The organism is Lentibacillus sp. JNUCC-1 (genome assembly GCF_009741735.1).
Classification (GTDB): domain Bacteria; phylum Bacillota; class Bacilli; order Bacillales; family Amphibacillaceae; genus Lentibacillus_B.
On sequence record NZ_WHOH01000001.1, the window covers coordinates 1,079,406 to 1,094,554 of the forward strand.

At 47.3% G+C, this 15,149-nt stretch carries 13 protein-coding genes; 2 read left to right on the forward strand and 11 right to left on the reverse strand.

Features of this window, described 5'->3' with window-relative positions; all coding sequences use genetic code 11:
- Positions 1-44 precede the first annotated feature (44 nt).
- From JNUCC1_RS04995 to JNUCC1_RS05020, 6 genes are all read right to left on the reverse strand, one after another.
- Positions 45-1,346 carry a glycoside hydrolase family 125 protein gene (locus JNUCC1_RS04995; RefSeq protein WP_156644403.1) on the reverse strand — a complete coding sequence of 434 codons (1,302 nt, stop codon included), beginning with the start codon at positions 1,344-1,346 and terminating at the stop codon, positions 45-47.
- Positions 1,347-1,417: 71 nt separating this feature from the next.
- A complete protein-coding gene (locus JNUCC1_RS05000; protein ID WP_156644404.1) occupies positions 1,418-4,126 on the reverse strand; it encodes an alpha-mannosidase in 2,709 nt (902 codons plus the stop codon).
- Positions 4,127-4,179: 53 nt separating this feature from the next.
- Positions 4,180-5,094, reverse strand: a complete 915-nt coding sequence (locus tag JNUCC1_RS05005; protein WP_156644405.1) for an ROK family protein — start codon at positions 5,092-5,094, stop codon at positions 4,180-4,182.
- Positions 5,095-5,139: 45 nt separating this feature from the next.
- Positions 5,140-5,694, reverse strand: a complete 555-nt coding sequence (locus JNUCC1_RS18950; protein ID WP_156644406.1) for an ROK family protein — start codon at positions 5,692-5,694, stop codon at positions 5,140-5,142.
- A complete protein-coding gene (locus JNUCC1_RS18955; RefSeq protein ID WP_156644407.1) occupies positions 5,691-6,125 on the reverse strand; it encodes an ROK family protein in 435 nt (144 codons plus the stop codon). Before JNUCC1_RS18955 ends, JNUCC1_RS18950 begins: the two co-directional genes overlap by 4 nt.
- Positions 6,122-6,355, reverse strand: a complete 234-nt coding sequence (locus tag JNUCC1_RS05020) for a winged helix-turn-helix domain-containing protein (protein ID WP_197431637.1) — start codon at positions 6,353-6,355, stop codon at positions 6,122-6,124. Before JNUCC1_RS05020 ends, JNUCC1_RS18955 begins: the two co-directional genes overlap by 4 nt.
- A 201-nt stretch (positions 6,356-6,556) precedes the next feature.
- On the opposite strand from JNUCC1_RS05020, the gene JNUCC1_RS05025 reads away from it, so the two are divergent.
- Both JNUCC1_RS05025 and JNUCC1_RS18175 read left to right on the forward strand, forming a co-directional pair.
- The gene (locus tag JNUCC1_RS05025; protein WP_156644409.1) at positions 6,557-9,631 is read left to right on the forward strand and encodes a beta-galactosidase; all 3,075 of its coding nucleotides are present in this window, start codon (positions 6,557-6,559) and stop codon (positions 9,629-9,631) included.
- 35 nt (positions 9,632-9,666) lie between these two features.
- Positions 9,667-9,939, forward strand: coding sequence for a hypothetical protein (locus tag JNUCC1_RS18175; RefSeq protein ID WP_197431638.1), 273 nt, complete (start codon positions 9,667-9,669; stop codon positions 9,937-9,939).
- A gap of 390 nt (positions 9,940-10,329) precedes the next feature.
- Here JNUCC1_RS18175 and JNUCC1_RS05030 read toward each other — a convergent pair whose 3' ends face one another.
- The 5 genes from JNUCC1_RS05030 to JNUCC1_RS05050 form a co-directional block, all read right to left on the reverse strand.
- Positions 10,330-11,145, reverse strand: a complete 816-nt coding sequence (locus JNUCC1_RS05030; protein WP_156644410.1) for a formylglycine-generating enzyme family protein — start codon at positions 11,143-11,145, stop codon at positions 10,330-10,332.
- Positions 11,145-11,306 (reverse strand): hypothetical protein, encoded by a 162-nt coding sequence (locus tag JNUCC1_RS19460; RefSeq protein ID WP_156644411.1) that lies wholly within the window; start codon positions 11,304-11,306, stop codon positions 11,145-11,147. Before JNUCC1_RS19460 ends, JNUCC1_RS05030 begins: the two co-directional genes overlap by 1 nt.
- Positions 11,307-11,392: 86 nt before the next feature.
- Positions 11,393-12,214, reverse strand: coding sequence for a carbohydrate ABC transporter permease (locus tag JNUCC1_RS05040; protein WP_156644412.1), 822 nt, complete (start codon positions 12,212-12,214; stop codon positions 11,393-11,395).
- Positions 12,214-13,188: a carbohydrate ABC transporter permease gene (locus JNUCC1_RS05045; protein ID WP_156644413.1), complete on the reverse strand. Its 975-nt coding sequence runs from the start codon at positions 13,186-13,188 to the stop codon at positions 12,214-12,216. The genes JNUCC1_RS05040 and JNUCC1_RS05045 overlap by 1 nt, the downstream gene beginning before the upstream one ends.
- Positions 13,189-13,822: 634 nt before the next feature.
- Positions 13,823-15,127 (reverse strand): ABC transporter substrate-binding protein, encoded by a 1,305-nt coding sequence (locus JNUCC1_RS05050; RefSeq protein WP_331713610.1) that lies wholly within the window; start codon positions 15,125-15,127, stop codon positions 13,823-13,825.
- Positions 15,128-15,149 lie beyond the last annotated feature (22 nt).

Genomic DNA, 15,149 nt, shown 5'->3' on the forward strand with positions numbered 1-15,149 from the left:
GTTAAAAGTCTTAGGGGCCTGGCCTTCATGATTCAGCATGCCACTTATCTATCAGTCAATGGGCTCCCTTTCACCCGGATGCCACATTGGCTCAGTACAAACTCACTGAACATCGAGTTTGACCAACAAAACCACGGACGCGTGAACTGAGCCGGATCATCCACATCGAAACCTTCATGCATGAAGTTCGTGCCGCCGTCAGTTGTCTTAAACGTCTCTAAGATCTGCGCTTTTTCTTCTGAAGTTGCAGCAGTCATACCCTGAATCGAGAGTGCTATATGCCAAATATAGCGTTCAGGCGTATGCGGGCTTCCCACGCCGGCTGCTACTTTGCCTTCATAATAATACGGGTTCGCATCACTTAAAATGAACCGGCGCGTGTTTTGATAAACTGGATCATTCACATCACAATAGCCGAGATATGGCATGGATAACAGACTTGGCACATTTGCATCATCCATCAAAACATGGTTGCCGAGTCCGTCTGTTTCATATGCATAAATCGTGCCAAAGTCAGGATGCTCAACAGTGCCATATTGCTGGATGCCGCCATTGATTTCCTCTCGCAGATCGCGAGCGTTTTGCGCAAGTGCTTCATCTCCCAAAACGTCCATCGCAATGTCAGCCAAATAGTCCAGAACCACGACAGCAAACATATTCGCCGGTACAAGATAACCATATTTACAAGCATCATCACTCGGGCGGAATCCTGACCAGGTCATACCCGTGTATCCGACTGGTGCGCCGTAGCCGTCATGGGACAACGTATCCTGAGGCGGACAGTTGTCACGGACGAAATGATAGTCAGACTCAGCGTGATTCTGCTCTACTTTCCACGTATCGAAAATTGCCACCGCCGCTGTCTTGAACGTATCATTGAAATGATCTGTCCGGCCAGTCGCCTTCCAGAATAAATACGCCAACTGGATCGGATAGCAGAGAGAATCGATTTCGTACTTCCGCTCCCATAAAAGCGGGGTCATCTCAGTTTGATCATCGTGATACCTGTTCCCGTTCGCCTTTTCATTGAACGCATTGGCGTATGGATCATGAATAATAAATTCCATTTGCTTTTGAATAACACCCTGAATCATATCAGCCATAGCAGGATCGGTTTCCGCCAGCAGCAAATACGGTCTCACTTGCGCCGCTGAATCCCGCAGCCACATGGCCGGGATGTCGCCAGTAATGACAAAGGTGGTGCCATCATCTTGTGGGCGAATCGTTGTTTCATAGGTGTTTGAAAAGCAGTTCGCGAACATCGTGCGTAGTTTCTCGTCATCAGCAAAACACTCGTCAACCTTCGCAATCATTGCTTCCATCGAATCTGGTAATTGCTTTCCCATATCAAAAAGCTCCTCTACTCATCATATAAGACAAAAATTAGTATTAGGGGGCAGGGCCCCTCTGATATAATCTAGTTTTTAAACCCTACTGTTACGATCTCATGGCCGCGGACGGGCAAGGTAGCGTTGTGTTCTGAGTCTATGTTCAGATCACCAATGTTTTCTTCAATAATATTACTCTTGTAGGCCTTCCCCTTCCCTGAAATCTTTAGTTTGAGCTCTTCCGCTTCCGAATTCAGATTAAACCAACGGAGCAGCACATCACCGCTCAACTGAGATACTTTCAGCGACGAAAACGCAAGCGTGTCGCCTTCCCATTTTATGAATGAACCAGCTGGTGCAAGTGTACCTTCATGAATGGATGCTTGACTGACAGACAACGGCACCTGATACTGATAAGCTTGCTGGTAACTTTCATTAGCATCCCCGCCGTATGGATAAATCGCATATGAAACAGTTTGCTCACCGAGACACTGTGCTTCCGGTGTTGGGAAATAGCCCCAGTCGCCCATTTCTCCAACTGAGCGATGCAGCGTTACAGCGATCGTGTTATGCGCATCTCGCAAGACTTCATACTCATTCAATCCATAGTTGGCAACCGTCAACCCTGCCTCGTCATTTCCAACAGAAACAAAATCCTGCTGGTGCTGAGAGTTATCAGGGTTAGTCCACTCCTCAGAAGGTTTATTCGGACGCTCCACCACTTCGAAAATAGAGTCAGCTTTGTGATGGTCTGTCTCAATACCAGTTGGGAACAATGCACGTAAGCGATGATCTTTCGCCTGGTTGTTGAAAGATGCCTCAACCTGAACACCTTTACCATGTTTCTCAAGTGATACACGCGTTGTGATAGTAAACGGCACCGTCTTTTCCGATCGGCCTGCTTTTCTCACATTAAATCCTACAAGCTCCTGCTGTTCCTTCTCAAGTAAGTCATCAGCGCTCTCAGGCAGCGCCCACTCATGTGTAATGACGTAGGTCGCGCGGTATGACGTATCTTCTACCAATTCAATGTTGGCAGGCAAGTCTTTCGTGGTGAGCGGCACCTCGCCGTCAGGCTTCTTGTACATGTATTCATTACCAATGTCACCAGTATCTTCATAAACTCCAAGTTGCTCGAATGTGCGCCCAGTCTTTTTATCTGAAACTGTAAGGGAACCGTTTCCTTCAATCTGTACGTGCAGGTGGTCATTAGCCATCTGATACTTAGCTGGCACAAGGCTGGCGCTTTCCACCGCTCCATCGACATTATCTGCAGGCACAAGGGCGAATGTTTTATACCCAAGCGCAGACACGCCTTTTGCTTCAAAAGTCACCTTCACTCGACGCGCCATGTACGGCTGTCGGAAGCGATCGTTTGGCAGGTCATAGTCAAAGTGAATGCCAAGATCTTCCATGGAAAACGCAAAAGCCTGACCACTATGATCAACAAGTTTCATGGCACCAAGGTCAAATGCTTTCAATGCCTCTTTATTAACCCCGTCAGCAAAATATTCACGCTTCACATCGAGCGTTACCGACAGTACACCTGTGCGTTCATAGCCGCTCGTATTATACACTACAAACGGCAAGGCATGCTCATTTTCAAAGCACGTGGTGTCAACATGCGCTGTGATTGCTGTTAGAGACGCGTCAATCAGCGTTTCCGTTACATGCCGGCTGTCGGAAAAACGTGTCACCATGTTTCGGTGCACTTCATCAACGCTGCACCCGCAAATGCTATCATGCGGATGGTTTTGCATTAATTTCTTCCAAGCGTATTCGAGTTTGTGATGGTTATATGGTTCCCCTAGCATATGAGCAAATGTCTCTAGCGGCTCTGCTACCTTGGCAAGCAATGTTTCACCTGTTCGATTCATTTGCTTCAAATACACGCGCGAAGAAGCCGTGTTCACCAGCGTTCCCCAGCCGTCTGTCTGCTGGCTCCGCAATTCGCCTTCCACCGTTTTCAAATCATCGGGCAAAGTCTTCACCAAATCAGCGACATAATCATTAAAATTAGAATGCTTGAACGTCACTTCTGGATACAATTTTTCCGCCGTCTGTATTGCTTCCGGCAAATCGGTCTGGATTGGCTGATGGTCACATCCGTTCATCATGAGCATATGGGGACTGGCTGCGTATTTTTCAAGGGCAGCAAAATGGCTTTCCCAATATGCAGAAGCCTGTTTTTCATCAACAGGCACTTCATTGCCATTGCAATACCAATTTGCAAAAAGAATTCCATATACCTTTGAACCATCAGGGGCCTGCCAGTACATCTCAGAATAGGGAGATTCGAAACTGTCCGACTCTATCACCTTATTATTGAAGCCAGTCGGTTTAACCCCACGGCCAAACACTGCATTGTTAATGCCTGCCTGACTCATCAGCTGTGGCGCCTGTCCAATATTGCCGAACGAATCCGGAAAATAACCCACCTTGGCGATATTTCCCCATTGCTTTGAATCCTTCATGCCATACTGCAGATTGCGTACGTTTGACTCACTGCTTGTCAAAAATTCATCCTGCAAAATGTACCATGGTCCAATATGAATCTGGCCTTTTTGAATCGCCTGTTCCAATTCTTCTCTTTTTTCCGGACGGACTTGCAAATAGTCATCCAGAATAATTGTCTGTCCATCCAGATGAAAACTTTTATAGCCAGGCTTTGTTTTAAGCGTTTCAAGGAGCGTATCCATTAAATCAATCAGCTGCATATGATGCTTTTCATACGGCAAATACCATTCTCTGTCCCAGTGGGTATGAGATATAATGTGAATCTGTTTATCTTGTGTCATAAGTTCCTCCATTAAGCTATTATTTAAGTTGAATTAAGAGTTTAATAATATTTTTATTCGAGTTCAAACCACAACGCCGCTGCCCCGATCACACCTGGACTCTGTTCAAGCTTGGCTGGAATGATTTCAGTCTGTCTGCCTTTAGGATTTAGTGCATACTGGGCCACATAATTCCGGAGCACGCTAAACAGGGGCTCCCCGACTTTCGAAACGCCACCGCCAATGACAATCGCCTCGGTATCAAACGTGTTGATCAATGAAACACAGCCCGCTGCGAGCCGTTTGAAGACAAGGTTTATGTACGCGACAATCTCAGGTTCACCTTCGTGATAGAGGTCAAATACTTCAGCTGTCGTCAGAGAACGACCTGCAATCTCAGACCCTTTTCGGGCTATAGCAGTCCCTGAGGCAACCAATTCCAGACAGCCTTCCTGACCGCATGTACACTGTCCAAAGGCAGGATCTACGACCATATGGCCGATATCTCCCGCATTGCCATTCTGACCTTTCAACAGGTCACCACCGACAATGACACCAGCCCCGATGCCCGTGCTGACAGTCATGTAAATGAAATCACTAAACCCTTTTCCGGCACCAATCCATTTCTCGGCTAATGCGGCGGCGTTCGCGTCGTTTTCCAGGCGAACCGGAATATTAAATTCCGATTTCACGAGCTCTACGATAGGAATATCCCGCCAGGCAGGAAGATTTGGCGGACAGGTGATTTCCCCTTTTTTGACGTTCAGCGGCCCCGGTGCACCTATGCCTATTCCTTTGATGTCGCCGAAACCTATTTCACATTCTGCAAGCAATTGTTTAATTTCAGCGTTTATCCGCGCAATCATATCTTGTGGTCGTATGGTTTGATCTGTTTTTATAATCGATTCTTTCTCAATCTGTCCCTCCTGATCAACGGCGGCAATTGCAACTTTGGTGCCTCCGATATCTACCCCAATTGAGTACTTCATGGTCATCTTCCTTTCGATTTTATGGCAAGCACAAAATGGCTCTCATCAAACACGCATAACAGTGGTCTCTGGAGTGTCAAATACCCACTGCTGAATGATCGCTGCTGCTCCGATCAGTCCTGACTGCTCGCCAAAGCTGGATTTAATGAAGGGGATATTCTTCGTTTGCGGTGAAAATGTCCTTGCCTTTGCGATTTTTTCTGCAGTTTGAATGGTTTGAGGATAAATATCAATTACTTCCCCGCCAAAGATCACCCGGTCCGGTGCCAACAGATTAATGACGTTCGCTACCCCAAGTCCCAGATACCTGGCCGCTTCCTCCAATAAATCATTTGCGAGCCTGTCCCCTTCTTGTGCATGCTGAGCTATCATTTTCAAAGTGATAGGGGCTGCTTCTGCTTCAAATGAAGAAAGAGAGCTCTCCACACCGCGGCGAATTTCTTCTTGCATTCGGCGTTTAATCGCAATCCCGGATGACAGTGTTTCTAAACAACCGTAGTTTCCGCAATTGCATGATGGGCCATCAATATCAATCGACATATGCCCAATTTCACCGGCACCGTTTCCAAAACCTCGGTGTATTCTTGATTGGACAATCACCCCGCCACCAAGCCCTCATCATCAAATATGTACAGGATGCTTTCATTTGAAGGCACATGTCCAAACCATTGCTCAGCTAGTGCTACGGCATTTGCGTCTTTTTCCAGAATAGTTTTCAGCTGATACCGCTCTTCAAGCAAAGCCTTAATATCCAGATTAACCACGCCTTTGAGATTTGGCGGTGTTAACATTCGGCTATCACTTTCGTCGATCGGCCCCGGTGCAGACACACCTATACCAGCAATTTCGGTTTGATCATGTTTTTCCAGCAATTGGTCAATCAGCCTGTAAACGGTGTCTATTAGTGGTTCAGCACATGTTTCTTCCATCACAACATGGTCAATGATCTCTGCTTTAAGATTCATGACAGCGGCCGAAACCTTTGTAACACCAACGCTAACAGAGATGACGTAAACGCTGTTCCAATTCATCGCGTATAAAAGCGGCGGTCGGCCCCTCTAGATTCGCCATAACCTGCCTCTTCAATTACACCGGCTTTAAGGAGGTCGGCTACAATATTTCCTACCGCCGGAAATGTCAGACCGAATTTCTTGGCAATATCAATCTTCGTGATCGGCCCGAATTTCCGTATTTCTTTCAAAATGAGCGAACGATTCAATTGTTTCACCGTATCACTGTGGACTACATGAATTGTGGACATGGTCATCTCCTTTTTGTGCCTTATTTAATTAAATGTTATAAGGTAGCCATTCAATCGCTTTCATAAATGCGGAATATATTTAATTGACTTTTAAAGGCCAATCTTATTAAACTAGATTTAATAAGTAAAGTATATCATGTTGCAGGCATAATTCAAGTCCAAGATAAATTGGATATTTTACATATCACTGGAGGTTTTCACATGACTGAAATCGTTCTATTTTATGACACACAATTTCCTTTCGAAGGTCCGCGTCCTGAACAGGCATTTTTTGACACATTAGGACCGAAAGTGCGTGTTTGTACAGCGGAAGAGTTAGACGAAGCATTGGCAGCATCTGAAACAGAGGTGTTTGTAAATCTGCATGGCCCTTATTTTCCTAAAGAAGCTTGGAAAAGCATTCAGACTTATTTAAGTACCGGAAAAGGTTTCGTACACACTGGGGGAGCACCATTTCGTCGCCCATGCTATCAGTCTGAAGGTGCGTGGCATGCGGAAGATGAGCAGACGGCTTATCATCAGGCACTGGATATTCATGAAACATTGCCGGTTGACTCATTCGATGTGACTGGGCTTGTGCACAACGAAGATATTCCTGTCCTAGCTGAAGCTGAGGTACTTTTCAGCATATCAAATACATATAACTTCATCATGCATCCGACCAAAGAGATCGCCATCAAGCATGAGATGGGGTCTGTCGGGCCGATGGATGCACGGATTTATCCGCTTTTGAAAGGGGTAACAGAATCTGGGCGTGAGATCGCCGCGCCGAGCGTGCTGATTGAGAACGCTAAAGGTCAGTATGCTGGCGGCCGTTGGGTGTTCATTAATCAAAAGCTTGACGAAAAGTTCTGGAGCACTGACGGGGCTGGCGCGCTGCTGCGAATCGCGGCATTTGTGCAGGCCGGCGTAACAGACATGTCGCTCAAATCAACCTATGCTACGTATGAACCCGGTGAGCGGGCCACGCTGACATTTCAGCATCAGGCTTTGTTGACGCCAGCTGAATGGGGCTTGAGACTCTCTGTTTCTCAAAATAAGCAAGAGGTCTTCAGTGCTCAAGAAACATTGCAAACCGGTCGTCTCCTGGAAAAACAAACATTTGTCATTCCAAAAGACATCACGCCAGGCTTTTATGAGGTGACGTGTGAGCTTGTCTCGGAAAAAGGTGAAACACGCATCCTGCGCCAAGGATTTTGGGGTATGGACAATGCACTTCTTCAAGAAGGCAGCAAGCTCACGGCCGGTCGGGATTATTTTGAAAAAGACGGACGTCCGCTGCCGATTGTTGGGATGACCTACATGACATCAGACGTGGCACGTTACTTCTTATTTTTGCCGAATCCTAATGTCTGGGATCGCGATATGGCTCAGATGAAGCGTGCTGGCATCAACTATATCCGGACAGGGATCTGGACGGCGTGGCGCAATATGATGTTTGTCGATGGACACGTTGATGAGTCAGTTCTGCGCGCGATTGATGCGTTTATTTTGTGTGCGAGAAAACATGATCTGCATGTGACGTTTAACTTTTTCTCCTTCACCCCTGAAGCATGGGAAGGTGAGAATCCGTACTTGGATCCGCGCAGTGTTGAGGCGCAGAAGCGGTTTATTACATCGATCGTTTCGCGGCATGCTGACACGACGAATGTTGACTGGGATTTGATCAACGAACCGTCCTTGTTTGACCCTGAGCGTGTATTCGCTGGACCGCAACCACTGCACGACGACTTTGATCGCCAAGCTTATCGGGACTGGCTGCAGAAACGTCACAGCTCGATCCGCGATCTTCAGGAGCGCTGGAACATGAGCCCGCTCGAGCTGCCGTCATTTGACGCGGTTGAACCGCCGGAACAGAGTGAGATTAATTTTGGCACGCGGGACATGATCACCGGGAAAAAGGGGCTCAAATGGCTCGACTATGTATTGTACACGATGGACATGCATAACCAGTGGGCTCGTGAGCTTTCGGGTGCAATTAAGCAAGCGGCACCAGGCCACTTGGTAACAGTCGGACAAGATGAGGCGCTTGCTGGTCAGCGGCCATCGCCGTTCTTTTACAGTGAAGCAGTTGACTATACGACCAACCACACATGGTGGCTGCTGGACGATCTGGTCTGGGATGGCATTTTTACGAAGGCGCCGGATAAGCCTAATTTGATTCAAGAAACAGGGATCATGTATGTGGAAACGCCGCGAAATATGGGCAAGCGTTCTGAGTACGAACTGCGCAATATTCTTGAGCGCAAATATGCCTATGCGTTTTCAACCGGCGGGGCCGGAGCTGTGCAATGGCTGTGGAACACAAATTATTTCATGGATAACATCAATGAATCGAACATCGGCGCCATTCGCGCAGATGGTACGGAAAAACCGGAGACCAATGTCTCATATGACTTCGGCGCGTTTATGGGAGAAATTCGTGACTTGTTCCGAGACCGTCAGTTGGAAGAAGTCGGCGTTGTTTTCCCGTATTCCAATGACTTTTCCAATCGAAAACTGGCGACAGATGCTACGACCAAGCTAACGCGTGTACTTGCATATGACATGAATGTCCCGTTCCGCGCATTTGGGGAGTATCAGCTGGAGGCGCTTGAAATGGATCCACCGAAGCTGCTTGTCGTGCCAAGTCCGCACAACTTCAGCAATGACGCTTTTGATCGTTTGCTGAGCACCGTGGAAAAACACGGGAGCACACTGCTCTTTACGGGACCGATTCATTTGGATGAATATTGGCAGGAAACCGCTCGAGCTGAGAAGCTGTTCGGTGAGGTCTCCACCGCGAATGTCACCCGTGAAGATGTCTTTACGATTAATGATGTACCGATGCCTGTTTCATTCGGCGGCGACCGGATTGGTGATACGATGAAAGGCGTGACACAGTCCGATTCAGACTGGAGTCTGCAGGAGGCTAATTTGGGTAAAGGCCGCGTAATTTGGAGCCCGTTGCCGGTTGAATTGAACGACCGTCCGGCTTCAATTGCTTCATTGTATGAGTATGCCATGGGGCAAGCCCAAGTTGAGCGTCACTTGGAATGGCTCAAAGGCGACGTTTCTGGCATCTATGGTCGAAAACTTGATTTTGCAGACGGCGCATTGTTTATCTTCGTCTCCGAATTCGGGCAGGATGTGCCTGTCGCAGTGAAAGATCCGCTGACTAAAGTGCGCTATGACTTCCAGGTGGACAGCGAGCGCGTTGTCATGTTTGCCACGGACGAGAAGGGCGGCGTAACAAACGTCTATCGGCCAGGTGAAGGAACCATTTACGAGAGTTGATGAGTCGGATGGGCTTTCCAAGCAGCACTGCCATATTGAAGTTCAGAAGGAAGTCCCCAAGGCCCGGTGGCTTCCTTCTTTCCTTTTTTCTGCTTTTTCGTTCAGGACAGTGGCTCATTCTTGACCAGCCGAGCGTCTATCAAACGAAGAAAGCATTCTATCCAAGCAAAAGCCACGTCTATCAAACGAAACATGCACTCTATCCAAGTAAGAAGCACGTCTATCAAACGAAGAACGCGTCCTATCCAAGCAAAACACTCTTTTATCAAACGACAAACATATCCTATCCAAACAACGCTGCCATATAATATTAAAAAGGAAGTCCCCAAGGCCTGGTGGCTTCCTCTGGCTTTTTGGCTTTATGTAGGATGTAAAGTGTATTATCTATGGCTATCCAGAATTCGCCTCGTAATTGATACGTTACGTGAGCAAGTATAGTCGATACGAGCGCAAATCACATACTTACGAGAGCATGCGTAGATATTACGAGCGCAACACGCACACATACGAGAGCAAACTCAGACATTACGAGCGCAACACACACATACGTGAGCACGCACAGACAATACGAGCGCAACCCACGCTTTTATGCGAGCACACCCAGACGAGAGGCATATCATCATAACATTCAACTCGGAAACATCAAAAAAGACCATCTCCCGCCCTCAAGCAGAGATGGTCTTTACACAAATCACGCCTCACACGTCCCGCACACAGCGGAATCCCATATTCCCTGTCGAACTGTCCGGGGTGTTCGAGGTCCGAGCCGCCACCCGATACCGGTTGCAATAGGAGTGGTGGCACAGATAGGAGCCACCGCGCATAACGCGGGTTTCCCCTGAATCCGGGCCCTGGGGATTGTCCCGTCCGCCACGCTTATGAATATTCGTGGCAAACCAGTCGGAGCACCACTCCCAGACATTACCGGCGACATTGTACAGGCCATAGCCATTTTCCGGAAAGCTCTTAGCTGGTGCCGTTCCTACAAAGCCGTCTTCCCCAGTATTATGCCGTGGAAAATCACCTTGCCAAATATTACAGTAATGCTCTCCGCCAGGCGTCAGCTCGTCGCCCCAAGCATACTTATTTTGCTTAAGGCCGCCGCGCGCCGCGAATTCCCACTCTGCCTCAGTTGGCAGACGCAGTCCAGCCCACTGACAATATGCCTGAGCATCATTCCAGGACACATGGACAACCGGGTGGTCCCAACGCCATTCAACCGATGAATGCGGACCCTCCGGATGTGCCCATGTTGCCCCGTCCACGACGAGCCACCATGGCACACCGGGCACACGCTGGCGAACATTCCCCAAATCAGCCTCATCGACAAATAAATAGAACACAAATGACCACCCGAACTGCTCAGCTTCCGTTACATACCCAGTTGCTTCAATGAACCTTTGAAACTGTCGGTTCGTCACAGTGTGGATGTCCATGTAAAAAGGATCGACCTTAACTTTGTGAATCGGACCTTCCCCGTCGTCCGGAAACCCTTCCTTACTTGTCGTGCCCATCAGGAATGTACCCCGGGGATGAAGGCCATGTCGTGCTCTGCAAAACCTAGCGCATCCTCGTTCGTCTCAACTGCAGACTGTTTTAGTTCCTTTAATACAGCAGGCTCAGCTATATCAGATCGTTTGGCTGAACAACAGCTCTTATGTTGTTGATCACTCATTTAGACACCTCTATATTTCATGCTTAACTCCCATTCTATCAAAAATCCGCACATTTTATATGAATGAGAGCATTAAAGAGCAAGATTTATCCTTTTACAGAACCGGCTAATAAACCACGCACAAAATATTTACCTAAGAAAATGTACACAAGCAAGGTCGGCATCGCCGCAATAAGCGCACCGGCCATTTGCACGTTCCACTGGACAATCTGACTTCCGGATAAATTCTGCAGCGCCACCATCACAGGCTGGCTGTCAGACGTTGTGACCGTTACCGCAAACAAGAATTCATTCCATATATTCGTAAATTGCCAGATGGCGACAACCACAAAACCGGTAATCGACAATGGAATAATAATGTGCCGGAAAACACCCAGGAAGCTTGCACCATCAATTTTGGCTGCTTCGATCATCTGGTCAGGTATGTTGGCATAGAAGTTTCTAAACATCAATGTTGTGATTGGGAGACCATACACCACATGAACCAAGATCAGCCCGGCGATTGAGTTATATAAACCAATCTCGCGCAAAAACTGAATCATTGGAATCAGGATGCTCTGATACGGAATAAACATGCCAAATAATATAACTGTGAAAATGGTCTCTGAACCTTTAAACTTCCACTTGGACAGCACATAACCATTCATCGCACCAAGCAATGCAGAGATCAGTGTTGCCGGAATAACCAGGTAGAAACTGTTCATTAAATTCGGGGCCAGCTTAGAGAAGGCCACAGCATAAGAGCTGAAATCTATAGAAGACGGCAATGTCCACATTTCGGCGAGCGAAACCTGGTCCAGCGGCTTCAGACTTGTTACGATGATAACGTAAACAGGCGCCAGAAACAGTATCGCGAAGAATATCAGAATGACATACTTAATGAATTTTCCCCATTGAAATGACGCCATCAATTATCACTCCTTCGATTGGTCCATAAATAAGGAACAATGAATACTGCTACAAGCAGCAGCATAATAATGGCAATCGCAGCGCCATTTGCATAATAGTTGCCCCTGAACGTTGTCTCAAACATGTAAACCCCAGGCACATCGGTAACAAAGTTCGCACCTGGACCTGTCATCGCATAAATCAAGTCAAATATTTTCAAAGAAATGTGGGCCATAATAATGACCACGCTGACTGTAATCGGCATCAGCATCGGCAAAATCACCTTGCGATAGATCTGGAACTCACTAGCCCCGTCAATACGGGCTGCCTCTCGCAGTTCATCGGGGATTCCACGCAATCCTGCCAGATACATGGCCAAGGAAAAACCGGTCATCTGCCAAACCGCTGCAATCACAACAGCGATAATCGCAACTGGCAAACCAAATTCAATGCTGCCCCATTCAAATCCGGCCAGTATATTGGTATCGGTGTACCATTTCGGTTTGATGCCAAATATGCTTAAGAATTGGTTAAAGCCAGTCGAAGGGTTTAATAGCCACTGCCACACAACCCCTGTCACAATAAAGGATAAAGCCATCGGGAACAGAAAGATGTTTCGGAAAATCGATTCACCTTTTAGTTTCTGATCGATTAATATGGCAAATCCCATACCGAACACAATGACAAGACCGATAAACAAGACGGTGAAAAATAATGTATTACGAAGATCCGCCTGGAAGCGGAAATCGTTAAACAAGTATATATAGTTTTTCAAGCCTGCAAAGGAAAAGTCGGGCACAATCGTATTATAATTACTCAGCGACACATATCCCGTCCACCCTATAAAACCATAAACAAAAATCAGGATTAATATAAAAGACGGAAGCAGAAAAGCAATCGCAGTCCAATGATCCTTCGACAAACGTTTCTTCTTCTTTGACGTAACCTGAGAATCCGCCACGCACTCACCCTCCTCACTAGAGGTAATATTCATTCAAAAACCTTCGTAAAATCCTTGCAAATATTAAACACCTTTTACAGAAACTCCGACGTAGAGCATCTTATAACTGCCTCGCACCACCGATCTTCGGGAAAACACTGCGCTTTCCGCGGGCGCTGCTGAGCCTCCTCGCGCTACCGCGCTGTGGGGTCTCACCGAGGCTTTGCATCCCGCTGGAGTCTCCGTGTTTTCCCGAAGCTCGGTGAGAGTATATTTTTCACTTTTTTATGATCACGTCACTCTATTTTCCATTCGTAAACAGCCACAAAGAATCAGGTGGCTCATACATAGCGGAGAAAATACATGAAGACTCCTGCGGGAACAGCACGAGTCCGAAGACCCCACAGCGTTACATTAAGGAGGGTCGACTAAAACCGCCCTTTGCGGGCAACGTCGACATACCCCTTGCCGGGGCAAGGAGGCTGAGGCCGTGCCCGCGGAAAGCGAAATGTATTTTCGGAGCGGTCATATTAGCAGACACTCTAATTTCCCCGAGCGGTTGCCAAAAGCAGTCATAATCGCGGTTCCTCTACATCACAGCTTACTAACTCCCATAAACTTTAAAACAGTTACCCTCAAAACCAAGAGAGGCTGCCGTGTTTGCAGGCAGCCTCTGGTTCTTTCTACTTTACATTTCCGGTGCTGCGTTTTGCAGTGCCTGAATGAAGTTATCAACATCTCTCTGTGTTACAAAGATATTGACGGCCTGGTTTGCTTTTGTCAAAAACCCTTCTGAAGCTGCAGATCCGTGCGCCAGACTTGGCACAAGACGAGCGGTCTTAAAGTCTTCAATTGTATCCTGTCCATACGCATCATACTTCTCAGGATCAGCATCGACTCTTGCCGGGATTGAACCCTTGATCGGATTGAATGTATCCTGTGCCTCAACTGAGCCGAGGAACGTCAGGAATGTCTTCACTTCTTCAGGATTTTCAACACCCTTTGGCAAGCCGAATGTATCTGTGATGATCTGGAATGTTCCCTCTGTTTCAGGGAAAGCGAAGTAACCAAAGTCTTTATTCGTTTCCATCTTCAAGTCATTTACAAAATACCCTTTGGCCCAGTCACCCATATTGATCATCGCTGCTTCCCCGCTGGAAACAAGCTGGGCTGAATCCTGCCAGTTACGGGAAGAGTGATCTTCATTCACGTAATCAAGCATTTTACCGAATGTTTCTGCTGCCTCGACAACACGCTCATCGTCAAAAGCAATTTCACCTTTGAAAAGCTTATCGTAGTCGTCTGGCCCGAGTACGCCGAGCAGCACATTTTCAAAGATTTGGGTAGCAGGCCATGATTCTTTATCACCCAATGCCAGTGGTGTTACCCCTGCATCTTGAAGCTTTTCAGCTGCATCAAAGAACTCATCAAATGTCTTTGGCGGTTCGATGCCATGCTCTTCAAACACTTCCATGTTGTAAAATACCGGGTTTCCACGGTGTATGTTTAATGGAACAGAGTAGATATCTCCGTCTGCACTGACAAGGTCAATCAAATCTTCCGGAAACTTATCCATCCATTCATTTTTCTCAAACAGATCGTTGAGCGGCTGCATTTTATCAGCAGCAACCCAGCTCTTGTTCAGTTCTTCCCCGCCATGAACCTGGAATGTTGAAGGCGGATCGTCACCCTGCATTCTTGTTGCCAGAACAGCTTTGGCGTTCGTGCCGGCACCGCCCGCAACAGCAGCGTTTTCAACTGTAATATCAGAATGCTCTTCTTCAAATTGTTCAATTAATGCGAGCAAACCTTCTTCTTCACCAGCACCTGTCCACCAGCTGAAGATCTCAACTTCCCCTGTGGCCCCGCCGTTGTCCCCGGAATCGCCGGAGTTTCCGCCGTTCCCGCTTGTTTCATCGGAATTGTTGGATCCACAGGCCACAACAAAGGCAGCCAGTGCCACAAAAACGAGTAACCCAAATAATTTCTTCACTTTATTAATCCCCCTTTGTTAA

Coding starts and splice junctions, on each gene's coding strand:
- JNUCC1_RS05030 (WP_156644410.1), bottom strand. CDS start 11,145: ATGGGCACGACAAGTAAGGAAGGGTTTCCGGACGACGGGGAAGGTCCG.
- JNUCC1_RS04995 (WP_156644403.1), bottom strand. CDS start 1,346: ATGGGAAAGCAATTACCAGATTCGATGGAAGCAATGATTGCGAAGGTT.
- JNUCC1_RS05005 (WP_156644405.1), bottom strand. CDS start 5,094: ATGAAGTACTCAATTGGGGTAGATATCGGAGGCACCAAAGTTGCAATT.
- JNUCC1_RS19460 (WP_156644411.1), bottom strand. CDS start 11,306: ATGAGTGATCAACAACATAAGAGCTGTTGTTCAGCCAAACGATCTGAT.
- JNUCC1_RS18955 (WP_156644407.1), bottom strand. CDS start 6,125: ATGAATTGGAACAGCGTTTACGTCATCTCTGTTAGCGTTGGTGTTACA.
- JNUCC1_RS05020 (WP_197431637.1), bottom strand. CDS start 6,355: ATGTCCACAATTCATGTAGTCCACAGTGATACGGTGAAACAATTGAAT.
- JNUCC1_RS05000 (WP_156644404.1), bottom strand. CDS start 4,126: ATGACACAAGATAAACAGATTCACATTATATCTCATACCCACTGGGAC.
- JNUCC1_RS05045 (WP_156644413.1), bottom strand. CDS start 13,188: ATGAATATTACCTCTAGTGAGGAGGGTGAGTGCGTGGCGGATTCTCAG.
- JNUCC1_RS05040 (WP_156644412.1), bottom strand. CDS start 12,214: ATGGCGTCATTTCAATGGGGAAAATTCATTAAGTATGTCATTCTGATA.
- JNUCC1_RS05025 (WP_156644409.1), top strand. CDS start 6,557: ATGACTGAAATCGTTCTATTTTATGACACACAATTTCCTTTCGAAGGT.